Origin of the sequence: Dubosiella muris (genome assembly GCF_004793885.1) — a bacterium.
GTDB classification, from domain to species: domain Bacteria; phylum Bacillota_I; class Bacilli_A; order Erysipelotrichales; family Erysipelotrichaceae; genus Dubosiella; species Dubosiella muris.
The window spans coordinates 59,049-84,511 of the sequence record NZ_SRYG01000012.1; the positions used below are offsets into that span (position 1 = coordinate 59,049).

Consider the following 25,463-nt stretch of genomic DNA (forward strand, 5'->3'; position numbering starts at 1 on the left):
ACGATGTACATATTGATTGTCGAAGATGAAGCCCGTCTGGCGCAAGCCATAGCGGAAATGTTTCACCAGCAAAAAGACCGCGTTGAGATCGCGCTGGATGGAAAAGAGGCACTCGACTATTTGCGAACATACGAGTTCGACTTGATTGTTTTGGACTGGATGCTGCCCGGCTGCTCCGGTTTGGACGTACTTCGCCGCCTGCGTGCCTCGGGCCGGCAGACGCCTGTGCTCATGTTGTCGGCCAAAGGCGAAATCGAAGACAAAGTCGACGGGCTCGATGCGGGCGCGGACGATTACATGAGCAAGCCTTTTTCCACACGGGAGCTGCTGGCGAGGGCGAAAGCCTTGACCCGGCGCAAAGGGGAAGTCGTTCTCGACCATTTACGGTTTGGCGATCTCGCGCTTGATCTGGGCCAGCAAAACTTGTCGTGCGACGGACGAAGCGTCCATCTGGGTCATAAGGAATTTGAAATCATGCGGCGGCTCATGATGGAGGCGGGACGAACGTTTTCCAAAGAGGACTTGATTACCTGGGTGTGGGGAAGCGAAAGCGAGGCGATGGACAACAACGTCGAAGTGTTTGTTTCGTTTTTGCGCAAGAAGCTCGCCTATCTGGGAACCACAGTGAAAATTTGCACGATTCGAAAGCTTGGCTATCGGCTGGAGGATAGCCATGATTAAGCAGCTGCAAAAAAAGTTCATATGGATGACGATGTTTTTTTTAGGCGCTCTTTTGTTTGTCGTTCTTTTTTTGTTGTGCGAGCAAACCGCTGTCCGCAACGAAGACGAAATCCGACGCGCGTTGTCGTGGTGTCTGGAAGCGACAGGATCGTCCGCACAAGTGCCCGCGCTTCCGTCGTATACGCTGCTGTACGACGCCCCAAGCGATTCGTATGTCCTGCTCGGGGATCGGCGCAACACGCTATACGACGTCGAGTCGCTGCGTCAAATGACCGACGACATGCCCTACAATAGCGTGGAAAGAAAAGATGGGGTATACTTGGAAAAACAAAGAACGCGGCAAGGCTACATCGCCGGACTGGTGGACGCTTCCGTTTTGCACGCCCAATACCAAAACCTGATTTCGCGCAGCGTTGTTTTATTTTTCGGTACGATGGCCGTTCTTTTCGCGGCCGTGTGGGCCATGAGCCGCTGGATCGTGCGGCCGGTCCAAGAAGCGTGGGACGCCCATAAGCGGTTTATCGCGGACGCTTCCCATGAGTTGAAAACGCCTTTGACGATTATTTTGGCGGACTGCGAGCTGCTGCAAGCCGGCGATCCCGAAAACGCGTGGCTGCATTCGCTCCACGAGGAAGCGTTGCGGATGCAGCGCCTTATTTATGATTTGCTCGCGCTCGCCCGCTACGACGCGCTGCCGCAAGCCAAACCGGAGCCAGTCGATCTCTCGAATTTGTGTCAGACCATCGCGCTGGAAGCGTACGAGCGCGCGTACGCCCATCGGGTTTTGATCGAGGAAGACATCGAATCGAATGTCCTGGCGTTTTGCGAACCGGAAGACGCCCATCGGCTTGTGGCGCTGCTTGTGGACAACGCCGTGAAATACGCGCCCGACCAGGGCGTCGTGTCCATTCGGTTGAAGCGAAAGGACCACCGCTTCCAGCTGGATGTGGAAAACCCGGGCACACTGACACCGGAGCAAATGGCGCATGTGTTTGACCGCTTCTACAAAGCGGATCCATCGCGGAAAAAAGACGGAAGCTACGGACTGGGCTTGTCGATCGCAATGGAGATCGCCAGCCGGAACAAGCTGGCGTTGAGCGTGACGTGCCAGACGGGCGCGATCACGTTTTCCGTCCGGGGAAAATCTTACAAGAATGTTCGATAGAAACGCGGGGAACGTGATAAGGTAAAACTACCGAAACAGACAAGAAAGGAGGAACGGGATCTTCGGGGATCCTGGACGCAATGAAAAAATTGTTCCGTTCGATTTTTGTTTTTCTTTTGGTCGCGCTAGTCGCCATCGTCGCGATCGTGGGAACCGCCGGCTATCGGCGTTATAAAGATTTGACCGCCCAAACGCCGGTACAGGCGATGGTGGCGCAAATCGAAGCCTCGCCGGATTTCGTTCCGTACGAGCAGCTTCCCGCCACCTTGATCAACGCGACTGTATCCGTCGAGGACCGGCGGTTTTTCGAACATGGCGGCGTTGACTACATCGGAATCGTCCGCGCGCTGCTGTCCCAGGTTTTTCCAGACGTGTTTGTGCAAAGCGGCGGGTCGACCATCACCCAGCAAACCGTCAAAAACATGTACGGCATGTTCACGTCCAGCGTGACGCGGAAAGTGGCGGAAATCTTTTTAGCCAAAGATTTGGAACGCGACTGCACAAAAGAGCAGATTTTGGCTTTGTACGTCAATATTATTAATTATGGCGATGGATATACGGGAATCAAAGAGGCGGCGAACGGCTATTTCTGGAAAGAGCCGGCCGCGCTGAGCGAGGCGCAATGCACTTTGCTGGCGGGCATTCCGCAGTCGCCGGCCAACTTTCAGCTAAGCGACCATTACGACGCGGCCAAACGCCGGCAGCGCGTCGTGCTGGACACGATGGTCGACAACGGCTATTTGAGCGAGGCGCAAGCCGACGCCTTGTATGAAACACCCGTCTTTTAGAAAGAAGGAAACGAAATGCATATCAATACGAACGCGTGGATCGCGCCCGACGCCTGCGTGAAAGGCCACGTCGAAATTGAAAGCGGCGCGAGCGTGTGGTTTCAAACGGTCATTCGAAGCGAGCACGCCAACATCCGCATTGGAAAGAACACGAACATTCAGGACCGCTGCGTCCTTCATACCGACGCGCATTACGACACGATCGTGGAGGAAGGGTGCACGATTGGGCACGGGGCGATTTTGCATGGGTGCCATGTTCATAAAAACACGCTGATTGGCATGGGGGCGATCGTGCTCAACGGCGCGGACATTGGCAAAAACTCAATCGTGGGCGCCGGTTCGCTTGTGACCAGCGGAAAGCGCTTTGAGGAAGGAATGCTGATTATGGGCAGTCCGGCCCGGGCGGTGCGGCCGCTGACCGAGGAGGAAATCGAGGCCAATCGCCAAAACGCCGCCGAATACGTGGCGCTGGCCGCCGAATACAAAGCCGGGAAATGGGCATGAAGCAACGAAGGTACGCGGTCGACGTCCAAGGTCTTGCGCAGCCGATCCGGATTGCCCATGTGTCCGATTTGCACGAGCACGCGTATGAGGAGGTGCTCGCGGCGCTTGAAAAAGAAAAGCCGGACGTGATTTTATGCACGGGCGACATGCTGGAGCGGCACACCCGAAACGGCCAGCGCCGGCTGAAGCGTCGCAAAATCGAGAAACCGCATCATATTTTATACTGGTTTATATCGAAAGAAGGGTTGCCGGATGGCGGAATGCGGTTCTTTCAGCGATGCGTCGCCATCGCGCCGACTTTTTATTCGCTTGGGAACCATGAAAAGTACATCCAGGAGGAAGACCGCGCCAGACTGCGGCAGTGGGGTGTGCGAATCGTAGACAACAGCGATTTGGAAATGGACTGGAAGGGAAGACCGATTCGAATTGGCGGTTTGAGCACGAAAGCCGACTGGAACTGGTGCGCCGCGTTTTCCAGAAAGCCGGGCGTAAAAATTCTCATGGTTCACCATCCGGAATATGTCGCCGGCCGGATCCTGTCGGATGCGGGAATTGGTCCGCTGGATCTTATTTTGTCCGGGCACGCCCACGGCGGGCAGTGTCGGCTGTTTGACTGGGGCTTGTTCGCGCCCGGGCAGGGACTTTTTCCCCCCTACACGCGCGGCATGCGAAAAACCAACAAGGGACACTGGCTGATTAGCGCTGGTTTGTCCAATACGGTCAAGCTGCCCCGGTTCAACAATCCGAAAGAGCTGTTGTTTGTGACGTTAATGCCAAAATAAAAAAGATCTCGATGAGATCTTTTTTTGCTTTAGATGTTTTCTATTTGCTGGCGAGCATATCCTGGATGTTCATCGTCAATACGCGGTCGATGTGATCGCTGCCTTCGTTCCGGTACGCGCTGGCCGCGGATTCGTACAACGTGAGCAGACCGCCGTTTCCATCCGGATAGATTTGCTCAAGCCGAGGCGGCAAGGTGATGATTTTTTGCGCGTTGGAGTTTAACAGCGAGGTTTCGCCCCGTTTGAACACGCTCAAGGTCGACTGCATGCTGGGACCGTCGCTGGCGGCCAGATAAATGAAGTGGTCGTCCATCGCGATGCCCTGGCAGTTGTCGCCGATGTTGTCGTAGCCATACGCTTTGGCGACGTGGCGGCGTGTCGTATCCAGCTTGCCGGAAGCCGGGTCGATATCGAAATCGTACACTTTTACACTGCCTTCGTCTTTCGTGAAGTAGCCGCAGTACAGCTTCGAGTCGGCATACGTTAAAAACGAGTCGTCTTTCAACTGCGGCGTTTCGATGGAATAGTCGTATTTCAGCGCTTTATGGTCGTGTTCGAAATCATAGTTGTCCATGTTGGCCAGCTTAATGAAGGAAACACTGCCTTTTTTTGTCTTTTCGTCTTTGGTGGCGATCCACACGTTCCGGTTGAGCGTGTCGTAAGCGATACTGCCGGCATGCGGCCGGTTTTCGAGGACAATCGTTTTCAAATACTTGTGGTCGTCGCGGGAAAGGACGTATAAAACGGTGTTGTGCTCGTGCTTGTGGCAATAGGCGCTAATCAAAATATAGTCGTCCGCGATGGTGACACCCTGGGGCGTCATCTCGTCGCACTCGGCGACTTTTCCGGTTTTGTCCAGCGTTTGCGTCTCGATCAAGCCGGGAATCACATACGTGCCCTGATCGGTCTGGCTCTGGTTGGCGTCAAATCCGGCGCGAATCACGGACGGATAGGCGGATAAGGCGTTTTTTTGCTCGTCGACGGTTTTATACAGCGTCGGTTCGGTGTTGGTACTCGTCTCTTCTGCCGCGCGCAAGGTGACTGGAGAAAACGACAAAGCGACGGCGGCGCACAAGGAAACGAGCCATTTTTTGGATTTGTTCATGGTTCCTCCTTTGTTTTTGGGTTTCTATTTCATTATACGGGGCGTATTTCTAAAAAGCTTTTGTTGTGCATTGTCCATCCATTGTGTACGATAAAAGCATGATAAAAAGGAAAGCGAATTTGACAGAGCAGGAAATGCTGGCCATCGCGCGCGCGTTCGCATGGTATCCCAACCCGTCGGCTTCTTTCGACGGGTTTCAAGACGAGCAAATGATCGAGCGGTATTTGCTGCTGACGACGTCCGTCATGAAAACGTATTGCGAAATTTACTCATTGGACGAGCGGGCCTACATGATGATTTCCAATGAGTCGTCGATGACCCCGATCTTGCAGTATTTCCGTTTGTTGTGGGGAATGCTGTGGATCGTCGGGCCCGCCCGCGTATACCGGCAAATCGAGCGCGGTACCGAAGCGGGCATCTGCCAGGAAGTCGAGCTGCGCAAAAAAAAGATTCCGTTCATCCACATAGAACTGCTGGCCGTCCGCTCGGAGCACTGGGGCGAGCATTTGATGAGCGAAATGATCGCATTCGCGAAAGCGGAAGCCCGGCGCCGGGGATGCGTGTGCATTTTGGAAACGGACGAGCGTGTCAAACGGGACAAATATTTGCATTTAGGGTTCGTCTTGCGAAGAACCCGGACGTTGCGCGAAGGGGTGGCGATCTACGACATGATCTACGACCCCAAACAATGAGTCGTCGAAATTGCCGTGGAAATATGGTAAGATGCAGGGTGCTGTGTGGCATGCGATTTTCAGGGAGGATGGAATATGAATAAAAAAGAACTAAACGAGCTCAAGCGGCAAATCAAATGGGAAAACGACGCGTTGTACATTCCGCGCATCGCGAGCGCGTATGCTTCCATTTCTTCGGAAGAGAAAAAGGTGCTCTCCTACGATATCAAGGATTTCACCTTGCTTTCGGAAGAAGAGGGAACCTTGTATTTGAATATTATGAAAAAAAGTCTGGCGGGACAGCTGGGAAAAAACTTGCTCCAGTTTCGGTTCCCGCGGGAGAACGGCGAGAAAAATCCGGCGCAGGAAAAGCTGTACGCGCTTGTCAGCTCCAAGCTGGAAGACGAGTCGCTGTTCCGGGAATTCGTCGACGACATCCTTGAAAACGGACATTATGCCAACCATGTGTTCATCACGGTGGCGTACGGGGAATATTCGGTTCCTCTTAAATCCAAAAATCTGGAAGCCAGCTACGAGGACGGCTACAAATACGATTTTATCCTCGTTTCCGTGACGCCGGCCCAGCAGACGAACATTGGTTTGTTTTTCAACCGTGACACCAACGAGGTCGAGCGCAAGGTGAACTCGGAGATGGAAATCAAACCGACGCCCGAGGACGCGATTTTATACCCGTGTTTTTCGGAGCGGGCCGCCGATGTCAACCACGTGCTGTACCACGCCAAAAACGTCAAGTCGCTCAATCCCTTTTTTATCGAGGATGTGCTTGACTGCGCGTTCCCGCTTTCGCCTCTCGACGAGGAAAGCGGATTTTCGCAAATGCTGATCGGGATGTTCGAGGATCGGCTCAGCTGTGACGTGTTGACCGCTATTCACGAGAACATTTACGACGCGATCCAGGAAAGCGAGGAAGACGAAAGCGAGCTGACGTACTCGAAAGGAAACGTCCGTCGCCTGCTGGAGGTTTCCGGCGCGGACGAGGTGTCGATGTCCCATTTCGACGACGTGTACGCCAAGGTGCTCAACGACCAGCCCATTAAGGCGGTCAACATGACCGATTTGAACCGGATGGCGATCAAAGTGCCGGATGTTTCGATCAATGTCAAAAATGGCGGCGACACGAAAGTGAAAATGGAAACGCTGAACGGGCGAAAATGCCTCGTGATCGAGATGGACGACTCGATTGAAATCAACGGCATCGAATTGAAACCTTAAGCATCGAACATGCTTTTTGTCGCCACGCCTTTTACAATGAAGGCATGGAAACCCAAAACAACGAACAAAACTTGCAAGCGGAACGAAACGATCCAATCAATCCTCAGTACTTTGTGATTGGCATCGTGTGCTATACGCAATACCAGCGGCTGCTGCGCATGCATGACGACATTTTCCAAAAGGTGTCGATCCTGATCGCGTTCATGTCGGCGCTGCTGATTGTCGTTGTCAACGACATGCACTGGAAGAAAATGCTGGAAGTATGGGATTTTTCCTCGAGCCAGGCGATCCTGCACACGTGCGTGTATCAAATCTGCTCGATCACGTCCCTGGTCGGGATGCTGATCGCGACGTTTATCACGCTGCGCCTGTCGACAAGCAACCGCGACAAGGAACTCGACAGTTCTAAGTTCACGACCGAGGCGGTCATGGGCATGAACGCCAACGCTCTGGCGCGCAAGATGATCCTCGATCTGGAGCAAGTTGTCGTCTCGCTTAAAGCGATGCTGGAAAGCAAGCAAAAGTCGTACAACCGGGCGGTCGCGATCCTGACCGTGTCCACCGTGCTGTATGTGGCGAAAGTCATTATTGAACACATTTGATTTCGGGAATGAAAAATCTTTCATTCCTTTTTTCATTCTTTTCATTCGGATGTAAATAGTGTAAAATTAAACATTATAAATAAAAGGAGAGGAAGATCTATATGAAGAATGGAATGAAACTATTGGCATGCGCGGCGATGGCGCTGTCGTTTGCAGGCTGTTCGGACAAGGGAGGAGGCGCCAGCGTTGGAATTATTCAGTACGCGGAACATCCGGCTCTTGACAACGCCCACGAGGGATTTGTGGAAGGATTGAAGGAAAACGGATACGACGCGGAGGACGGGACGGTAACGATTGACTACAAAAACGCCCAGGGCGACCAGTCCAACAACAAGACGATCGCGAATACGTTCGTCAACAACAATGTGGATTTGATTTACGCCGTGGCGACTCCGGCCGCCCAGGCATCGGCCAACGAGACGAAGGACATTCCGATCGTCATTAGCGCGGTTACCGATCCGGCGACAAGCGGTTTGGTGAAATCCAACGACAAGCCGGACACGAACGTGACGGGCACGTCGGATTTGACGCCGGTGGATGCTCAGCTGGACTTGCTCAAACAGCTGGTGCCAGACGCGAAGACAATCGCGATCATGTACTGCAACGCGGAAGACAATTCGGCGTTCCAGGCGGATCTGGCGAAGAAAAAAGCGAAAGAGCTTGGTTTGGACGTCGTGGAAGCGACCGTGACGGACTCGAACCAGATCCAGCAGGTGACGGAAAGCCTTGTCGGCAAAGTGGACGCGATTTACGTGCCGACGGACAACTTGCTGGCGGAAGGCATGGCGAGTCTGACGCAAGTCGCCAATGAAAACGGCATCCCGACGATCGTCGGCGAAGAGGGCATGGTTCAAAACGGCGGTTTGGCGACCTATGGAATCGACTATTTCGAATTAGGAAAAATGGCGGGCAAGCAGGCAGCCGACATTTTGAAAGGGGAAAAGGATCCCGCGGAGATGGCCATCGAATATTTGCCAGGTGAAAAATGCGAACTGACAATCAACAAGACGACGGCCGGCAAGCTGGGAATCGAGATTCCGGAAACGCTGGAAAGCGACGCGGTGATCATTGAGTAGTATGTCGATTTTATTATCCGTAGAAGGCGCGATCGGGCAGGGAATTTTATGGGGCATCATGGCCCTTGGCGTGTACATCACGTTCCGCCTGCTCGACTTTGCCGATTTGACCGTGGATGGAAGCTTCGCGACGGGTGGCGCGGTTAGCGCGATTTTGATTGTCAGCGGGGTCGATCCCGTCCTTTCCTTGTTTGCCGCGCTGCTGGCTGGCGCGGCTTCCGGGGCCGTTACCGGTTTTCTGAACACGATTTGCAAGATCCCGGCCATTTTGGCGGGAATCCTGACCCAGATCGGGTTGTATTCGATTAATTTGATGATTATGGGCAAAAGCAACTTGCCGCTGCTGAACACGAAGACTATTTTCTCCAATGTGAGCGATGTCATCCATTTGCCGCGCTCGATATCGAAATGGATCTCGACGAACAATTTGACGGTTTTGCTGATTGGAATCGTTTTGGCGGTCGTCGTAATCGGAATTTTGTACTGGTTTTTCGGGACGGAAATCGGCTCGGCCATTCGGGCGACGGGAAACAACGAGCATATGGTGCGCGCCAACGGTATCAGCACGAAGAAGACGATCATGGTCGCTTTGATGCTTTCCAACGCGCTGAACGCGTTTTCCGGCGCGCTTGTCGCCCAGCAGCAAGGTTACGCGGACGTCAAGATGGGAATTGGTGCGATCGTCATGGCGCTGGCGTCCATCGTGCTTGGCGAGGTTCTGTTTGGACGCAAAGGCGGCTTTGCCAGACGGCTGACTTCTATTGTGATTGGCTCGATCGCGTACCGGATCATCGTGGCGATCGTGCTCCAGCTTGGATTGAGCGCGGACAACTTGAAGCTGTTCACGGCGATTCTTGTCGGCATCGCGCTGTCGATTCCAATCATGATGGAAAATTCAAAACAAAAGGCCCGATACAAAAAACTGACCGCGGAAGTCGACGCGATCGAGGAGGCGTTCCATGCTGACCATTAAAAAAGTATCCAAGACGTTCAATGCCGGAACGGTCAATGAAAAAAAGGCGCTGGACCAGCTCTCGCTGACGCTGGACGATGGCGATTTCGTCACCGTTATCGGCGGCAACGGCGCGGGTAAATCCACGCTTCTCAATATGATCGCGGGGGTGTATCCAATCGACTGCGGACACATTGTTCTGGATGGAAAAGACATTTCCTTGGATCCGGAATACAAGCGGGCTCGCTGGATCGGGCGCGTGTTCCAGGATCCGTTGATGGGGACGGCGGCCGATATGGAGATTGCCGAAAACCTGGCGCTGGCCAAACGGCGCGGCAAGGCGCGGACGCTGCGCTGGGGCTGCACGAAAGAGGAAAAGGCCGCGTATCGAAACGATTTGAAACGTCTGGGTCTTGGACTGGAAGATCGGATGTCCAGCAAGGTGGGGCTGCTTTCGGGAGGGCAGAGACAGGCGCTGACGCTTTTGATGGCGAGTCTGCAAAGGCCGAAACTGCTTTTGCTTGACGAGCATACAGCGGCCCTCGATCCTTTGACGGCGAAAAAAGTGCTTGATTTGACGAAGGAAATCGTCGAGGAGCAGCAGCTGACGACGTTGATGATCACCCACAACATGAACGACGCCATTCAAATCGGAAACCGGCTGATCATGATGTACGATGGCCGGATCATTTACGACGTGAAAGGCGAGGAAAAGAAGAAACTGACTGTCAACGATTTGCACCAAAAGTTCCGGGAAGCGTCCGGCGAGGAGTTTTCGGACGACCGGGGCGTGTTGATTTAGAGAAGGAAACAGCGAGAAAGCAATCGCTGTTTTTCTTTTTAGGTCTTGAATTTACACTTTAAGTTCAACACTAAAAAAGTGGAACATAGAAGCACCCATGATACACTAATGGTGACCAAACCAAATGAATCAGGAGGGCATATCTATGAACCACTACACTCATTTTACTATAGAAGAGCGAGAAGAGATACTAAAATATTCATTCTTAGGTTTCTCGATCTGTAAGATTGCGAAAATACTCCACCGAAATAAATCAACGATTTCCAGAGAATTGAAAAGAAATGCTTCCCAAGGCAAATACAGTCCTTCGATGGCCCAATCAGAGTATTCGAAAAGACGAACACATTGTGGAAGAAAGAAAATATTGAATGACCCTGTTCGCTATGAATGAGTACGTAACTGCTTCTTGGATCATCAATGGTCCCCTGAAGAAATCGCTGGAAGATTAGAGTACGAAAAAGCGGATTGGTCAATCAGTCACAATACGATCTATAGAGCGATCTATGCCGGCTTGTTTGATGAAAAGAATCTCTCTCATGGCAATCGAGGAGCTATTCGAAAGCTAAGACATAGAGGAAAATCAAGGCATACGAAGGACTATGTCGAAAAACGAGGAAAGATCCAGATCAGCAATGAATTAAAAGATCGTCCTGAAGAAGCCAATAATCGCTCACGACTTGGCGATTGGGAGGGAGATACAGTAGCTGGAGCGACCGGAAAAGCCTGTCTTGTGACATATGTTGATAGAAAGAGCAGATTTCTAAAATGCATGAAGATAGCCAAGAAGAAAAGCGCCCTGGTAAAAGAAGCGACCATTCAACTTCTAAAAGAAGAGCCACTCTGCACGATTACCCCGGATCGAGGAAAAGAGTTTACTGCGCATCCGGATATAACGGAAGAACTGAATCAAGTCCAATTTTATTTTCCGCTTCCACGACATCCATGGGATAGAGGAACAAACGAAAATACTTGACAATTCGATGCAATAAAAAAAAGCGCAGATCCACAACACGCTGTTGTCATCTGCGCTTTGTCCGCTTCAAAATGGTGCGGGCGAAGGGACTCGAACCCCCATGCCGAAGGCGCTAGATCCTAAGTCTAGTGCGTCTACCAATTTCGCCACGCCCGCGCACGAATTATGTTACAGGAAACCATAAAAAAAATCAAGAGATTAATGCAAAATCGTTGGATGATACATACTCTCGATTTCCTGTTGAAGAAACTCTTCGATTTGCTGGAGAGCCTCCTCGTCGAGCCGATGGTCGCCAATCAAAAAATCCGTCGACTGCGGGTCGCGCACGAAATGGATGGAAGGCACTTCCATCAAGCTGGTTCCCAGCTGGTCTTCCAGAGATCGTAGGATTTCGAGGATCGGTTCGATAATTTCGATTAGTTCTTTTTCATCTAACATGGTTTCATTATAGCATCCTTTTTTTGATTGAAAACCAAACTTGAATATTTGCCGGTAAAAAGACCAAACAAGCCGGTTTTATTCCGCTGTATTAAAAAAATCGTAGCAGATCTCGTTCAAATCCCCGATGACGCTCTCGCCGTAATCTCCCAGATCCGTGTAAATCGTCACGACGTATGGATGCCCGGTCAAAGACACGCCCGCCGCGTTGTACGCTTCTTCGTATGAGCCGTATTTCTGCGCGAAATAAATGTTCAAATTGCGGTCCAGAAACTGTCCCGGCATGGATTTTTTCATGTCCTTGATGAGATGGTCGTATTCCTCCTGGTGGTCGTACAAGTACGTGACGATATGTCCCATGTTGGCGGGCGTGAACGTGTTGTCGAGAACCAGATAATCCGAATCCGCCTTTTGTTTTTTGTCGTACGCCGTGATCGCGTCTTTGAACTCGCCCCAGCCGCCCAGCGACTCGAATAAATATTCAGCCGCGTCGTTGTCCGAGTACACAATCATGTTTTCCAGCAAGTCCCGGTACTCGCTTTCCTCGACATCGCCGGCGTTGATGGCGTCGTACCACACCATCGCCAGCGGGATTTTATATGTGCTGGCCGCAAAATACAGCTCGTCTCCGTTGTTTTCGATAGACTGCCGGCTTTCCAGATCTTCCACATAGTAGCCGACATCCTTGCTGCCGATGTCGTTTTCCTTTAAATACGCCTTCAGCTTGCTTTGCAGGGCGGACAAATCCAGCGTCGGGGCTTCTTCCGGCTTTGCATCCACCGTTTCCGTCTGCGCGATCACGCTTTTGCCCGTTTCCCTTTTCACGATCGCCTTCGTGGAACGGCTCATGCCGATCACGACGCATACGAGCATGCACACGCCCCATATCCCCAAAAGGATGATCACTTTCTTTTTCTTTTCTTCTTTATTCATAATATTAAGAGTACCATACTCGAGTCGATTCCACTATTTATTTTTTCCAAGTTGTCATTCGGACAAACCCCATTTTCAAAGCATCTATGGTAAAATACAAATATATTATGAAAGAGGTGATTTGTATGAGCCAAAACGATTGGATGGATCTTGGAAAGAACATCGGCCACACCTTGAAAAACGCGATCGACACCCTCGATTTCACGGAACTGAACCGGTCGATTGAAAAAACGGTCAATTCCACCACATCCATGATCAACAACAAAATCAAGCAGTACTCCACCGCCGTCAAGTCGGCGACACTTAACCAAAAATACGACATTCGGAAAATCACGAAAATTGAAAAGAAGATCAAGAGCCAGCTCTCCGGATACCGGGCCTTGCGCGCCATCGGCGGCATCGGCACGGCGATTTTTCTTGGCTTCGATTTGATCTATCTTTTGCTGGAAGGCTGGCAGACGGCCAAACCGGCGATCGCGGGGTCGAGCTTTTTGCTGATTCCGTGCCTCATCCTGCTCATTTTCGGCATCGCCGGCACCCATACCGCGAAAAAGCAGTCCAGCTATATGAAACGGTTTCACATTTATATCTCGAACCTTTCCAAGCAGGACATGGTGCCGATTTCCAGTTTGTCCGAGGCGGTCTACGGCACGGACGCGTCGACGATCGCCGATTTGCACGATATGATCGCGGACCGGCTGTTTCTGCAAGGTCACGTGGATCGCAAGAAAAACATTTTTTACGCCACCGACGAGGCGTTTGAAGCCGGAACGCTTCCGGATCTACCGCACACTGCGGTTGATGACGAAGAGACGCCGCTTACGCCGCTGGCGCAGTCGATGATTCAGGAAGGCGAGCGGACGCTGTCCAGAATCCGTCACTACAACGATCTCATCAAAGACGCGGTCGTGAGCCAAAAACTGGACACGCTGGAGCAAAACATCCGGCACATCCTCGTGTTTATTCAGGAACACCCCGAAGATGCTGAGGACGCCCGCAATATGACAAAGCATTATTTGCCTTCGATCGAGCGACTGCTGGAAACGTATGTCGAGCTGAGCGCCTATCCCGATCCGGGCGACAACATTCAAAAATCAAAGCGCGATATCGAAAATACGCTCGACACGCTCAATTTCGCGCTTTCCGAGCTGTATGACGACTTGTTTGAAATGACTTCGATGGAAGTCGCCTCGGATATTTCCGTTTTGGAAACGCTGCTGGCAAGGGAAGGCCTGACCAAAGACAAGCTTCCCCGCTAAACATAGAAAGGATTCTTTATGACAGAAGAAAACAAAGAAACGATCTCACTGACTCTGGAGCCGGAACAGGAACCGGTGTCCCGGACTTTGACGGAGCCTGCGCTGGCCACGCCCAAGCAGGAAGTCGCGGAACCGCTGGCCGATGTCCATATCGACACGACCCAGTTCAGCGAGCAGGAAATGAAAATGATCGAGGATTTCGCGAGTAAAATCAACATCAAGGACACGAACCAGATCATTCAGTATGGCAGCGCGCCGCAAAAAAAGCTGGCCGACTTTTCGGAAAAGACGCTGGAAAGCGTCAAAACCAAAGATTTGGGCGATGTGGGCGACATGCTGGCCAACGTCGTGATCGAGCTGAAGGAAACCGATCCGAAAGCCGAGGAGAAAAAAGGGATTTTTGGTTTTTTCAACAAAGGGAAAAATCAGTTGGAAGCGATGAAAGCCCGCTACGCCAAAGCGGAAACCAACGTGACGAAAGTCGCCGAAAATCTGGAGAACCAGCAAATCGTGCTCATCAAGGACAACGCGATGCTCGACCAGATGTACCAGCTCAACGCGCAGTACTTCAAAGAGCTTTCCATGTACATTTTGGCCGGCAAGAAAAAGCTCAAGGAAACCGAGCAAACCGATTTGCCGCAAGCCAAGCAAAAAGCCGAACGCTCGCAGCTTCCGGAAGACGCGCAGGCGTATCAGGATTTGATTTCCTTTGTCGACCGGTTTGAGAAAAAGCTGTATGATCTGGAGCTGTCGCGCATGATTTCGATCCAGACCGCCCCGCAGCTGCGCATGCTGCAAAGCTCCAACTCGGTCATGATCGACAAGATCCAGACCACGCTTGTCAACACGATCCCGCTTTGGAAAAACCAGCTCGTGCTCGCGTTTGGCCTCAACCACGCCAAGCAGGCCGCCAAGGCGCAGCGCGAAGTGACGGACATGACCAACGAGCTGCTCAAAAAGAACGCCGAATCGCTGCATATGGCTTCGGTGGAAACCGCGAGGGAAACCAACCGCGGCATTGTCGACATCGAGACGCTCCAGCAAACCAACGAAAAGCTGATCCAGACATTCGACGAAGTGATGCAGATCCAAAAGGAAGGCCGGCAAAAGCGCCTTCAGGCGGAGTCGACGATGCTCGATATGGAAAACCAGCTGAAAAAGAAAATGCTTGAAATAAGAAGATGAACCCGCATCTTCTTTTTTTGACGCTTTCCTTTTGTGCTATGATGAAACCATGAACGAACCTCTGACTTTAAAAAACCGCTTGAAAGAGGCGCGCCGCGAAAAGAAGCTGTCGCAAGCCGCGCTGGCAAAGCTGGTTGGCGTATCCCGCAACACGATCAGCTCGATCGAAACGGGTCAATTCAACCCGACGGCCAAACTCGCTTTGATTTTGTGTATCGCGCTCGATAAAAAATTCGAGGAATTGTTTTATTTTTAACGAATCCGGATCCAAAGAAGCGGGAGCGGGTCCACGCTTGCGTTCTGGTTTGAAATTGGATGAAAACACGCTGGACAACCCGGTAAAACAAGGTAAAATGGTTTTGGACGACGTCCGAACGACAAGACGTCGCCAAGGGAAATCAGAACGGTTTTGAAGCGGAAACGGGAAGAAAGTCGCTGAATGGCGCGGATTCAAAACCGATCGCTTAGATTTGGATCTAGGCTTTTTTTTATGGAAAGGACAAAGGGAAACAATGAAAAAAAAGTGGAAAAGGATTTTGCGCGCGTTGCCGCTTCGCGGGAAGGTCGCTCTTTTGGGGGGATTCGCTTTTTTTGTGTTTTTGACCGGCTTTTTCGCTTTCAAGATCTTGCAGCCTGAAATGCCCGGACGGATCTACATTCAAAAGCAGACGCAGCTGAAGCCGGAAAACATGGCCGAAGTGCTTCAGGAACGAAAGAAAAAGGAGCTGCAAACGATGATGGACAGCGGGGCAATCGACGTCATCGCCGCCTTTGACGACTACGCCTTGTTTGGCGATTCGCGCGCCTATGGCTTGAAAAGCTATGGCGTCCTCGATCCCGATTTTGTGTACGCGGAAGCAGGGCATACGATATTGAACTGCACCGACTATAAAGACGTGATCCAGCAAACCCGGCCGGCCCGGCTCGTTTTTTCGTATGGCGTCAACGATATGGGACTTGAAATAGGCGGGGATGGAGATAATGCCTACGCGCAAACGTTCGAGCAAAAAATCGACGAGTTGCTTGCGGTGGTTCCGGACGCCAAGGTTTTCGTCTGCTCGATTATCGACGTCACGCCAAGCGCCAAGGAGCGCTCGCCGCGCTGGGACAAGGCGGCCAGATACAACGTCCAGCTGCAGGAAATGTGCCAGCGGCGCGGATGGATTTACGTCGACAACGATCCGCTCGGAAACGATCTTTCGAACTACCAGGAAGACGGAGTGCATTTCACGCCGGATTTTACATGGACGTGGGCGCGCAACATCTCCAAGACGATGTGGGAGACGGTTTTTGCGAGCGAGTGAAAAACGAGCGTCAAGTCGAAAGGCACGTTTTGTGCACTTCATCAAGATGGAGAGTGGGAATCAGGACGAGAGTTTGCTAAAATATAAAGCGGAGGAAAAAAAATGAGCGAAAAAAAGCCAAAACAAAATGGGGAAATCGACGCGTTTGTTAAAGCGTTACTCAATAAAAAAACCGAAATGGCTCTCAATAAAGATTCGCAGCCGGAACGGGAAGACGTTTCGCCCGCGATGACGCCTGTCGAGCGCCAGAGTGCCGAAAAGACGATGTCGAGCGCCCTGGATTTGCTGCGCAAAGAGCGGGGACAGCTGACAATCGAGGAAGAAGAGGAAAAGTACCGCCGCGAACAAAAAGAGGACGGAACCCATATTGAAGAAGTCGAGGACTTTACGACGGATTCGATTCATCAGGACGCCCGGGTCGACGAGCAGATGATTCAGTCGATCTACTCGTCCATCGAACTGGATGATCCGAAGAAGGCGGAAAAAGAAACGCCAAAGCGCAAGCCGCTAAAAAAAGTGCGGTCCGCCCGTCCGAAAAAGAAAAAGGAAACGCCGGAAGCGGTCAAAAAGGAAAAAGCGGAAACGGCGAAGGACAAGACGAAAGACGAAACGGAAAAAAAGGCGAAAGCGAAAAAGCCAGAGAAACCGGAAGCGGTCGAACCGTCGTTTTTTCGCAAAAACCTCAAATGGTTCCTGGCCGGCATCGCGGTGTTTGCGTTGCTGCTGGGAGCGTATACGTACAAAGTCGTCGTTTACGATCCGGCCAACATCACGACCGAGGCGCAAGAGCAGACGTATCAAAAGCTTGTGGAATACGCCGACGAGTGGGACATGCTTTCGGATGCGGAAAAGATGGAGCTGATCGACTATGAGCCGGCGTACAACGAGCTGCTTGAAAAGCAGAAGACGCGGCTGAACACGTATTTCGAAGAACAGACGGGCGATTCTTTTGTCAAGCAGCTGGAAGCGCTCAAAGCGCTCAAGGCGACGCAGGAAGACGAAACGAAGCCGGAATACCAGCAGCTGGTGGCGTTCGTTTCAAACTGGTCGACGAAGCCGGACGAGGAAAAGGCGCAAATCGTGCACTACAAGGATGCGTTCAATGGCTTGTCGGCGGCTCTTCAGCAAAAAATCGACCAGATTTGCATGGAGCAGGCCGGAAAGAATTTTAACACGCTGGCGGCCGAGGAACAGGCCAAGCTCGATCAGGCGTCGCAAGCCGCCCAAGAGGCGCAGGCGGCGGCCAACGAGCAGCGTGCCCGAATTCAAAGTCAAATCGACGAACTGCATGCGCAGCTCAACGACGCCATGACGTACAAGGCGGATTTGGAAGCCCAGCAGGCGGCCGGAGAGGACGTGGGCGCGATGATCGCGACCAACGACCAAACCATCGCGTATTTAAACGAGCAGATCGCGGCGCTGCAAGCGACGCTTCCATAAAAAAAATGAAAAAATAGAGTATTTTGGTCTTGAGATTCACGATTCTTTCTGCTAAAATACTCTACAGATGCCGACGTAGCACAGTTGGTAGTGCAACGCACTCGTAACGCGTAGGTCGTAGGTTCAAGTCCTATCGTCGGCACCATGTTATGAGATCAAAGCCCGCAAGGGCTTTTTTTTCTTGCATACTTGTAAGTTGCAAAACAAGGCGCTATCCCCGATAATGGTCTTATGAAAAAAGCATTTGATCAAGTCATCCACGATATTTTATCTTTCAACGTTCTCGAGCAGTCGATTCTGGTCGCGGTGGCCGGATTGTTTTTGCCGTTTCAGTTTTCCGCCGCGGTACTTGCGGCCGTCCTCGTGTTCGCCTTGTGGAAAGGCCATCTCGTGCAGGCGGTGCGCCAGCAAAGAGGGGCGCTGTGGTTTTACGCGTTTTGCGCGCTAGAAATCGTCGTCTCGGCGCTTTACCGCAACTGGATTGGTTTGCTGAATGCCGGCGGTTTTGTCCTGATCGGTTTTTTTATCGCCTTTTACCGCCGCCAGCTTACACCCCGGCTGTTCCAGTACGTCGTGTCGGAAATTATCGTTCTTTCCTGGCTGGCCGGTTTTTATGGCTTGTACGAGTTTCAAAAGGTGTCGGCGCGCAAAGGATACGACTTTTTCGATTTTGTGATTCAAAACTCGCCAAAGGACCGCATCAATTCGACGTTTATGAACGCGAACTTCTACGCGACGATTTTGGAATTCGAAGTGGTGTTTTGCTTATATAAGTTCATCCGGACAAAAAAAGCGGGCTTCCGCGTTTATTATGTCGTGACGGCGTGCTTCAATTTTTTTATGATGCTGCTGACGGGATGCCGAACCGCGCTGCTTCCGTTTTTGTTTATTTTTCCGGTCTTCTTCTGGTTTGACCGCAAGCGGATCTGGTTTATTGGCTCGATGATTGCCGAAATGAGCGCGCTTGTCCTCGTGCTCATGTTTCCGGAGCTTATTCCGCGCTTCGATCAAATGTCGACGCTCACGTCCCGTTTCGAGATTTGGTCGACGTCGCTGCTGGCGATTTCGATGCATCCGTGGTTTGGCCAAGGACCGCAAACGTATGGCCATGTGTACAAGGCGCTTCATGGCCACAAGGCGCCCCATTCCCACAACATCGCTCTGGACGCATTGACTTCGTATGGCGTGGTAGGCACGACATTGCTGCTCGGGTATGGATGGAGCGTCTGGAGAGAAATTTACGCGTCGTACCGCCAAAGCAAGGACCCGGCGATTTTCGCGATGATTCTTTGTTTTTTTGTGATTTTCTTCATCCACGGCTTGCTGGATGTGACAATGAACTTTCTGGCGACGGGTTGTATCTTTTTGCTGGTCATCAACAGCGCCGCGCCAAACAAAGCGATAAGATCTTAAAATCTTATGGCTTTTTTTTCGCGTTTTAGTATAATGGCGTAGACAGACAGTAGAAGGAAATGGTATGAATCAACTTTTACTTTGTGTTTGTTTGAGCGTTTCGCTCGTTTTTTCCACCTCGATCGAGGATCGTTCCTCCTTTTGCGCGCGCCAGATTCTCCACTACACCCGCCTTCAGCAGCGCTGCCTTCAAGCTTTGCATCACCTAGATCAAAAAAACGACGCCTTGCGAAAGCAGGTGGCGGCTTTTGAATCCCAAAAAGAACAAACGGGCCTGTATTTGCTGGCGGAGCAAATGGGCGTGGAGGCGTCCTGGGACGAGGAAGCCTTTTTGCGTCAAGCGCAAAGCGCTCTGGCCGATCAGGCGCATCGCGAGCAAATCGAGTCGGTGACAAAGACGTATCGGTCGCGTTTAAAAAAAGCCGAGGCGCGCAAGGCGTATTGGATCCAGGTGCAGGAAACGTTGTTTTTGGACAATCCGCAGCTGCGGGGGTTTCGTCCCGGCGGCATGCGCGAGGCGGCGCAGACGTTGGCGGGAACGGAAGATTTGCCCGTGTTTGGCTCGATTGGCGTGACAAAGGAAACGGGGAACTCGTGTCTTGGCTTGGTGGATGGAAGCCGGATCGAGGCTTCGGCTTCGTTTTTGGCGCCGTTTGCAAACGCCTCTCTTTCAGCGGGCACCTGGGCGTATCCGCAAGGGGGATTGCATTTGGGGGCCGATTACGCGGTGCCGATGCACACGCCGCTGCTCGCTCCGGCGCCGGGGATCGTGTTGTACGCCAACGCGCCAGTCGAGGAAGACGGTGGATTTTTGGGAAACTGGTGCGGCTGGCCGGCAGGGGCCGGGAATTCGATTTGCCTGCTTTGCAAGGTGGGGGACACGTTTTATGTGCTGACGTTTTCCCATTTGTCGCGTTCGCTGTTTGTCCGGGCCGGACAGAGCGTGCAGCAAGGGGATGTGCTGGCGCTGAGCGGGAACAGTGGCAACTCGACCGGGCCCCATTGCCATATCGAGGTGTTTTCCCTCGCGGCGGATGCCGATTTTGTGTTACAGTATTTCATAGAATCCGCTGATTTTTCACTTGGCAACGGCTGGGACGCGCCGGCGACGTGCTCGCCTTACGCCTGCCGCATTCAGCCGGAAACCATATTTTGACGAAAGAAGAATTTTATGAACGAACAATTTTTAAATCGTATGCAAACGATGATTCCTGACGAGTTCGAGGCGTTCATGGCTTCGCTGGATCAGGATTTGTACAAGGCTTTGCGGATCAATACGAAAAAAGTCGATCCGGATCGCTTTCCCGAGCCCGGGCTGCTTGGCAAGCCAAGTCCGTTCGCCGATCATTCCTGGTATGTCGACCGGCCGCTTGGTTTGGATCCCTATCACATTTGCGGCTTGTTTTATTTGCAGGAGCCAAGCGCGAGCGGAGTCGTGGGCTTGCTGGATGTGCAAAAGGATGATTTGGTTTTGGATTTGTGCGCGGCGCCCGGTTCGAAAACGACGCAAATCGCGCAAAAGCTGGAGTCCGGAATGCTGGTATGCAACGAGATCGACGCCAAGCGGGCGCAGGCGCTGCTATCCAATTTGGAACGGATGGGGGTCGTCAATTTCGCGTTGACCAATAGCGAGAGCGGACCGTTGTGCGCGGCGTTTGAAAACTGCTTTGACAAAGTGCTTGTCGACGCGCCCTGCTCGGGAGAAGGGATGTTGAAAAAGCACGCCATCGTGGCGCAGACGTGGTCGATGGACAATATTTTGATGTGCGCGGCGCGGCAAAAGGAAATCGTTTCCAACGCGGTGCGCGCCTTGAAGGGCGGCGGGGTGCTCGTGTATTCGACGTGCACCTACGCGAAAGAGGAAAACGAGGAAGTCGTGGCGTGGATCCTGGAGCGGTTTCCGGAGATGGAGCTTGTGGATTGCGGCGCGGCGTTTGGCCGGCCGGGCTTAAAGACGCCAGGCATGGATGCGTCCAAAGTCCGTCGTGTTTTTCCAATGGATGGCGGCGAGGGTCAGTTTATGGCCAAGTTTGTGAAAAAGGGCGACGCGTCCAACACGCCCGCGCTTTTAAAAAACGAGAAGCCAAACGCCACGGAGCGTGCGTTTTTGCGAGAACAAGTCGAGGGGGATTTTTCTTTTTTTCATCACAGCAAGGAAAAGCTGTTTCGAATGGAGCACGCGTTTCTGGATTTTGGCAAGTTGAAGGTGGTCCGGCAAGGGGTGCTTGTTGGCGAGATGAAGAAAAACCGGTTCGAGCCGGCGCACGCGTTTTACATGGCGGCGGATACGATGGATCGACTGAAAAACAAAGTGTCGTGCGGATTGTGCGAAATGGATGCCTATATGCATGGTGAGCAAATTCGAATCGAGGGCGAGCCGGGTTTTGTCGGGGTTTGCTTTGACGGGTATCCGTTTGGGTTTGGCAAAAGCGACGGTCATCGAATCAACAACAAGATTCCGAAAGGCATGCGGCTGCTGCCAAAATCGCATGTCCGGATGGACGGGGAGGAACAACAATGAATAAGGAACTAGGTAAGTGGGTGGATTTGGTCGTTGGAAGCCTGCTGTTTCCAATTAGTGTCAACTGCTTTATTTCACCGATGACTTTGAACGCGGGCGGTCTGGTCGGCTTGGCGCAAATTATCAACTATTTGCTGCCGTTTTCCGTCGATTTGACCGGTATTATCAACTTTTCGTTCAACATTCCGCTTTTCATTTTGGCTTGGCGGACGATTTCGAAAAGCTTTTGCGTGAAGACGCTGATCTCTTTGATCATTCAGACGATTGGCTTGTCATGCATCCCGATTTTGACGGTGCCGATCATGCCGGATGTGCTTTCGAATTGTTTGATTGGCGCCTGCATCGGCGGCTTGGGAATCGGCTTGTGTTTGCGAAGCAGCGGAAGCGGCGGCGGTCTGGATATTCTTGGCGTTTATTTTTCCAAAACGCGTCCGGACTTTTCCGTTGGCAAGCTTTCGTATTTGATCAACGCGGTCGTCTTGACGATTTCGGCGGTTTTGTTTGATTTGCAAGTCGCTTTGTATTCGTTGATGTACATTGTTTTGATGTATTATGTCAGCGATCAGGTGCACTATCAAAACATCAGCATTCAGGCGTTGATTTTCTCGCAAGTGCCGGAGCTGAAAAAAGAGCTGATGACGCGGACCGGACGCGGGATCACGTATTGGGACGGATATGGCGCCTACACGGATACGCGCCAGGATATTCTTGTTTGCGTCATTAACAAGTACGAGGTTCGGCGGCTGAAAAAGATCGTGCACGAGGTCGACCCCAAAGCGTTTGTCATTTTGAGCGACGCCTCGCCGGTGATGGGAAATTTTGAAAAGCGGTTGTGACAAAATTTGGAAATTGGTTGCGTGGACGAAGCGCTGGGTAAAAGCCCGGCGCTTTTTTGGCATTTTTTAGCTTAGTTTTTTTACGTTTTAGGACTTCTGGTGCTTTTTACTCCGGAACATGATACAGTATCAGTAGTTATAGTTGGAGGTTCTTTTATGATTATACAAAGTAAAAAAGTCTGGGTTTTGGACATGTGGATGGAAGCGCAGATCGACATGGAAGATGGAAAAATCAAGGCGATTTATCCATATGGAACAAAACCGGTTGACGAGGATTATGGCTGGAAACGAATTGTTCCGGGCTTTATTGACGTGCATACGCATGGCGCGTATGACTGGGATACAAACGACGCCACGCCGGACGGGCTGCGTCATTGGGTGAAAAACATCGTGAAGGAAGGCGTGACGGGCATTTTGCCGACGACGATCACGCAAAGCGAGGAAGTGTTGACCAAAGCGGTCGCCAACGTGGCGAATGTCGTGGAGGAAGGCTACGAGGGCGCTGAAATTTTGGGAATCCATTTCGAAGGCCCGTATTTGGATCAGGTGTACAAGGGCGCGCAGCCGGAGCAGTATTGCGTGCCGGCGGATGTCGAGCAGTTCAAGCGGTACCAAAAGGCGAGTCACAACTTGATCAAGCTGGTGACGATGGCGTGCGAGCATGACAAAGACTACGCGTTGCTGCATTATTTGGTTTCGCAAAATATCGTGGCGAGCCAGGGCCATTCGAGCGCGACGTTCGAGCAGGCGGCCGACGCGATCGCCAATGGCGCGATGAGTATGACGCACGTATTTAACGGCATGACGAAGTTCCATCATCGCGAGCCTGGTCTGGTGGGCGCGGCGTTCCGTTTCCGGGAAGTGTATGGCGAAATCATTTGCGATGGCAACCACTCGCATTACGCGGCGATCAACGATTATTTCAAGGCGAAAGGAAACGACCACGCGATCATGGTGACGGATTCTTTGATGGTGAAGTCGCTGCCGGTGGGCACGCGGGTGCTGTTTGGCGGCAACGAGATCGAGTTGTTCGAGGATGGCTCGGCGCATTTGGTGGGCGCGGGCAGCCTGGCGGGCTCGACGCTGAATGTGAACAAGGGCTTGATGATCGTGCATGAAAAGGCGCAGGTGCCTTGGCTGGCGGCGATCAACAGCTGCACGCTTAACCCGGCGAGAATGCTTGGCGTGGCCGACCGCAAGGGAAGCATCCAGGCGGGCAAGGACGCCGATCTGGTCGTGCTCGATGACAACTACGACGTTTTGATGACGTACGTGAAAGGAAAGAAAGCGTTTTAATGCGGGTCTTTCTTTGCGTGGATCAAAACAACGGCTTGCTTTTTAACGAAAGAAGGCCTTCGCGGGACCGGGAGGTGGTCGCGGATATCGAGCGGACTTTGCAGGGCGAGCCGATCGCGATGCGCGAGTACAGCGCCAAGCTCTTTGAAGGCATGGACAACGTGCAGGTCACGGACGATTTTCAGGGATGCGAAAACGTGTTCCTGGAAGCCGATGATTTGGCGAATCTCGATTTCAACACGCTCGTTGTGTATCGCTGGGACAAGGTGTATCCGGCGGATGTGACGTTGTCGTACGATTTGAAGTCGCTCAAGCTTGACGATGTGAGCGTGATCAAAGGCTATTCGCATGACGAGATCGTCAAAGAGGTGTACACCAGATGAAGCGAAACGGATTAGGCAAGCGGTTTGGCCGGCTGTTCGTGTCGGCGCTGGCGAGCGTCATGCTCGCGCTGGCGGTGGCGGGTTGCGCGCAAAGCGAAGCGCCTAAGCCGACTGTCACGATGGATTCCATTCCGGCGTATACGGACAAGGCGTATGTGGCGCTCAACGACAACGTGCCGACGTTTACCGACGAGGAAATCACGGACGAGTCGTTTGAGACGTATTACGAGCTGGATGATTTGGGTCGGGTGACGGGTGCGTTTTCCTCGATTGGCACGGATTTGCTGCCGACAAAAGAGCGGGGAAACATTTCGAGTGTGAAGCCGACGGGCTGGCATTCGGTGCAATATGATAACGTGGATGGCAAAAGCCTGTATAACCGATGCCATTTGATCGCGTGGTCCCTGACGGGAGAGGACGCGAACCCGAACAACTTGATGACGGGCACGCGCTATTTGAATATTCAAGGCATGAAGCCGTTTGAGGACATGGTGCGCGACTACATCAAGGAAACGGGCAACCACGTCATGTACCGGGTCATTCCAGTGTATACGGGTGACAATCTGGTCGCGGACGGCGTCATTATGGAAGGCTATTCGGTCGAGGACGAAGGGGAAGGCATTTCCTACAACGTCTACGCGTACAACGTCCAGCCGGGTATCGAGATCGACTACGCGACGGGCGACAGCCATTTGCGTGGTGAAACTTCGACGGAAACAAAGGACGAGGGAACGTACGTGTTGAATAAAAATACGAAGAAGATCCACGCTCCAAACTGCTCTTCGGTGGAGTCGATGAACAAAAACAACAAAGAGTTTTACCGGGGCAGCTTGCAGGATCTGTTGGATCAGGGCTATACCGTACACAACCAGTGTCTTGGTAAAAAATGACAAAATCTAAAAAGAGCATCATAAGCCGGGAAGCGATTCCCGGTTTTTTGCGTAAAAAAGGAAAAGCGTTTCCGCTTTTCCGGGTTGGGTATGTCAATTTGAAACCGGGTTACCGGTTTTTGTTTTTGGACAAGGCTTCGAGTTCTTCCAAAGAGCAGTCGAACACGTTGGCAATTGTGGCTTTGTCGATGCCGGCTGCCAGCAGCTTTTTCATTCGTTTGATGTTTTGAC

General features: G+C 52.1%; 28 protein-coding genes and 2 tRNA genes. 26 read left to right on the forward strand and 4 right to left on the reverse strand.

Annotation, left to right across the window (positions count from 1 at the left end):
• The first annotated feature begins 3 nt into the window (after window positions 1-3).
• The 5 genes from E5336_RS06885 (at window position 4) to E5336_RS06905 (ending at window position 3,920) form a co-directional block, all read left to right on the forward strand.
• Window positions 4-681 carry a response regulator transcription factor gene (locus E5336_RS06885; RefSeq protein ID WP_135980371.1) on the forward strand — a complete coding sequence of 226 codons (678 nt, stop codon included), beginning with the start codon at window positions 4-6 and terminating at the stop codon, window positions 679-681.
• The gene (locus E5336_RS06890) at window positions 674-1,846 is read left to right on the forward strand and encodes a sensor histidine kinase (protein WP_135980372.1); all 1,173 of its coding nucleotides are present in this window, start codon (window positions 674-676) and stop codon (window positions 1,844-1,846) included. The genes E5336_RS06885 and E5336_RS06890 overlap by 8 nt, the downstream gene beginning before the upstream one ends.
• 80 nt (window positions 1,847-1,926) lie before the next feature.
• Window positions 1,927-2,634, forward strand: coding sequence for a biosynthetic peptidoglycan transglycosylase (locus E5336_RS06895; protein WP_135980373.1), 708 nt, complete (start codon window positions 1,927-1,929; stop codon window positions 2,632-2,634).
• Window positions 2,635-2,649: 15 nt separating this feature from the next.
• Window positions 2,650-3,138, forward strand: coding sequence for a gamma carbonic anhydrase family protein (locus tag E5336_RS06900; RefSeq protein ID WP_135980374.1), 489 nt, complete (start codon window positions 2,650-2,652; stop codon window positions 3,136-3,138).
• Window positions 3,135-3,920, forward strand: a complete 786-nt coding sequence (locus E5336_RS06905; protein ID WP_168353584.1) for a metallophosphoesterase — start codon at window positions 3,135-3,137, stop codon at window positions 3,918-3,920. Before E5336_RS06900 ends, E5336_RS06905 begins: the two co-directional genes overlap by 4 nt.
• A gap of 40 nt (window positions 3,921-3,960) precedes the next feature.
• On the opposite strand, the gene E5336_RS06910 is transcribed toward E5336_RS06905, so the two are convergent.
• Window positions 3,961-5,025, reverse strand: a complete 1,065-nt coding sequence (locus E5336_RS06910) for a hypothetical protein (protein WP_135980376.1) — start codon at window positions 5,023-5,025, stop codon at window positions 3,961-3,963.
• Window positions 5,026-5,123: 98 nt separating this feature from the next.
• Here E5336_RS06910 and E5336_RS06915 point away from each other — a divergent pair, with 98 nt between their 5' ends.
• The 8 genes from E5336_RS06915 to E5336_RS06950 all read left to right on the forward strand — a co-directional run bounded on the left by E5336_RS06915 (window position 5,124) and on the right by E5336_RS06950 (window position 11,334).
• On the forward strand, window positions 5,124-5,717 hold the full coding sequence (locus E5336_RS06915; protein WP_135980377.1) for a GNAT family N-acetyltransferase: 594 nt from the start codon (window positions 5,124-5,126) through the stop codon (window positions 5,715-5,717).
• 75 nt (window positions 5,718-5,792) lie between these two features.
• Window positions 5,793-6,929, forward strand: a complete 1,137-nt coding sequence (locus E5336_RS06920; protein WP_135980378.1) for a DUF4317 family protein — start codon at window positions 5,793-5,795, stop codon at window positions 6,927-6,929.
• A gap of 44 nt (window positions 6,930-6,973) precedes the next feature.
• Complete coding sequence (locus E5336_RS06925) at window positions 6,974-7,531, forward strand: hypothetical protein (protein WP_135980379.1); 558 nt, start codon at window positions 6,974-6,976, stop codon at window positions 7,529-7,531.
• 101 nt (window positions 7,532-7,632) lie between these two features.
• Window positions 7,633-8,607 (forward strand): ABC transporter substrate-binding protein, encoded by a 975-nt coding sequence (locus E5336_RS06930; RefSeq protein WP_277820816.1) that lies wholly within the window; start codon window positions 7,633-7,635, stop codon window positions 8,605-8,607.
• A 1-nt stretch (window position 8,608) separates the two neighbouring features.
• Window positions 8,609-9,580: an ABC transporter permease gene (locus tag E5336_RS06935; RefSeq protein ID WP_135980380.1), complete on the forward strand. Its 972-nt coding sequence runs from the start codon at window positions 8,609-8,611 to the stop codon at window positions 9,578-9,580.
• On the forward strand, window positions 9,567-10,361 hold the full coding sequence (locus E5336_RS06940) for an ABC transporter ATP-binding protein (RefSeq protein ID WP_135980381.1): 795 nt from the start codon (window positions 9,567-9,569) through the stop codon (window positions 10,359-10,361). Before E5336_RS06935 ends, E5336_RS06940 begins: the two co-directional genes overlap by 14 nt.
• A 145-nt stretch (window positions 10,362-10,506) precedes the next feature.
• On the forward strand, window positions 10,507-10,752 hold the full coding sequence (locus tag E5336_RS06945) for a helix-turn-helix domain-containing protein (RefSeq protein WP_168353585.1): 246 nt from the start codon (window positions 10,507-10,509) through the stop codon (window positions 10,750-10,752).
• 15 nt (window positions 10,753-10,767) lie between these two features.
• Entirely contained in the window at window positions 10,768-11,334 is a 567-nt protein-coding gene (locus E5336_RS06950) for an IS30 family transposase (protein ID WP_135980383.1), read from the forward strand.
• Between the two features lie 72 nt (window positions 11,335-11,406).
• On the opposite strand, the gene E5336_RS06955 is transcribed toward E5336_RS06950, so the two are convergent.
• The 3 genes from E5336_RS06955 to E5336_RS06965 form a co-directional block, all read right to left on the reverse strand.
• Window positions 11,407-11,490 (reverse strand) — tRNA-Leu (locus tag E5336_RS06955).
• Between the two features lie 42 nt (window positions 11,491-11,532).
• Window positions 11,533-11,772, reverse strand: a complete 240-nt coding sequence (locus tag E5336_RS06960) for a hypothetical protein (RefSeq protein ID WP_135980384.1) — start codon at window positions 11,770-11,772, stop codon at window positions 11,533-11,535.
• Window positions 11,773-11,850: 78 nt separating this feature from the next.
• Window positions 11,851-12,705, reverse strand: a complete 855-nt coding sequence (locus E5336_RS06965) for a serine hydrolase (protein WP_135980385.1) — start codon at window positions 12,703-12,705, stop codon at window positions 11,851-11,853.
• Between the two features lie 125 nt (window positions 12,706-12,830).
• Here E5336_RS06965 and E5336_RS06970 point away from each other — a divergent pair, with 125 nt between their 5' ends.
• The 13 genes from E5336_RS06970 (at window position 12,831) to E5336_RS07030 (ending at window position 25,232) form a co-directional block, all read left to right on the forward strand.
• The gene (locus E5336_RS06970) at window positions 12,831-13,964 is read left to right on the forward strand and encodes a 5-bromo-4-chloroindolyl phosphate hydrolysis family protein (RefSeq protein ID WP_168353586.1); all 1,134 of its coding nucleotides are present in this window, start codon (window positions 12,831-12,833) and stop codon (window positions 13,962-13,964) included.
• A gap of 18 nt (window positions 13,965-13,982) precedes the next feature.
• Window positions 13,983-15,149: a toxic anion resistance protein gene (locus tag E5336_RS06975; RefSeq protein WP_135980387.1), complete on the forward strand. Its 1,167-nt coding sequence runs from the start codon at window positions 13,983-13,985 to the stop codon at window positions 15,147-15,149.
• A 49-nt stretch (window positions 15,150-15,198) separates the two neighbouring features.
• Entirely contained in the window at window positions 15,199-15,405 is a 207-nt protein-coding gene (locus tag E5336_RS06980; protein WP_135980388.1) for a helix-turn-helix transcriptional regulator, read from the forward strand.
• 256 nt (window positions 15,406-15,661) lie between these two features.
• Complete coding sequence (locus tag E5336_RS06985) at window positions 15,662-16,453, forward strand: SGNH/GDSL hydrolase family protein (protein ID WP_135980389.1); 792 nt, start codon at window positions 15,662-15,664, stop codon at window positions 16,451-16,453.
• Between the two features lie 102 nt (window positions 16,454-16,555).
• Window positions 16,556-17,893: a hypothetical protein gene (locus E5336_RS06990; RefSeq protein WP_135980390.1), complete on the forward strand. Its 1,338-nt coding sequence runs from the start codon at window positions 16,556-16,558 to the stop codon at window positions 17,891-17,893.
• A 69-nt stretch (window positions 17,894-17,962) separates the two neighbouring features.
• A tRNA-Thr gene (locus tag E5336_RS06995) sits at window positions 17,963-18,038 on the forward strand.
• A gap of 86 nt (window positions 18,039-18,124) precedes the next feature.
• Window positions 18,125-19,306, forward strand: a complete 1,182-nt coding sequence (locus tag E5336_RS07000) for an O-antigen ligase family protein (RefSeq protein ID WP_135980391.1) — start codon at window positions 18,125-18,127, stop codon at window positions 19,304-19,306.
• A 64-nt stretch (window positions 19,307-19,370) separates the two neighbouring features.
• The gene (locus E5336_RS07005) at window positions 19,371-20,462 is read left to right on the forward strand and encodes a M23 family metallopeptidase (RefSeq protein WP_135980392.1); all 1,092 of its coding nucleotides are present in this window, start codon (window positions 19,371-19,373) and stop codon (window positions 20,460-20,462) included.
• A gap of 15 nt (window positions 20,463-20,477) precedes the next feature.
• Complete coding sequence (locus E5336_RS07010; RefSeq protein WP_135980393.1) at window positions 20,478-21,827, forward strand: RsmB/NOP family class I SAM-dependent RNA methyltransferase; 1,350 nt, start codon at window positions 20,478-20,480, stop codon at window positions 21,825-21,827.
• On the forward strand, window positions 21,824-22,663 hold the full coding sequence (locus tag E5336_RS07015) for a YitT family protein (protein WP_135980394.1): 840 nt from the start codon (window positions 21,824-21,826) through the stop codon (window positions 22,661-22,663). Before E5336_RS07010 ends, E5336_RS07015 begins: the two co-directional genes overlap by 4 nt.
• Window positions 22,664-22,819: 156 nt before the next feature.
• Entirely contained in the window at window positions 22,820-23,959 is a 1,140-nt protein-coding gene (gene nagA, locus E5336_RS07020; protein WP_135980395.1) for an N-acetylglucosamine-6-phosphate deacetylase, read from the forward strand.
• Complete coding sequence (locus tag E5336_RS07025; RefSeq protein ID WP_135980396.1) at window positions 23,959-24,342, forward strand: hypothetical protein; 384 nt, start codon at window positions 23,959-23,961, stop codon at window positions 24,340-24,342. Before nagA ends, E5336_RS07025 begins: the two co-directional genes overlap by 1 nt.
• A complete protein-coding gene (locus E5336_RS07030; protein WP_135980397.1) occupies window positions 24,339-25,232 on the forward strand; it encodes a DNA/RNA non-specific endonuclease in 894 nt (297 codons plus the stop codon). Before E5336_RS07025 ends, E5336_RS07030 begins: the two co-directional genes overlap by 4 nt.
• Window positions 25,233-25,463: the final 231 nt, after the last annotated feature.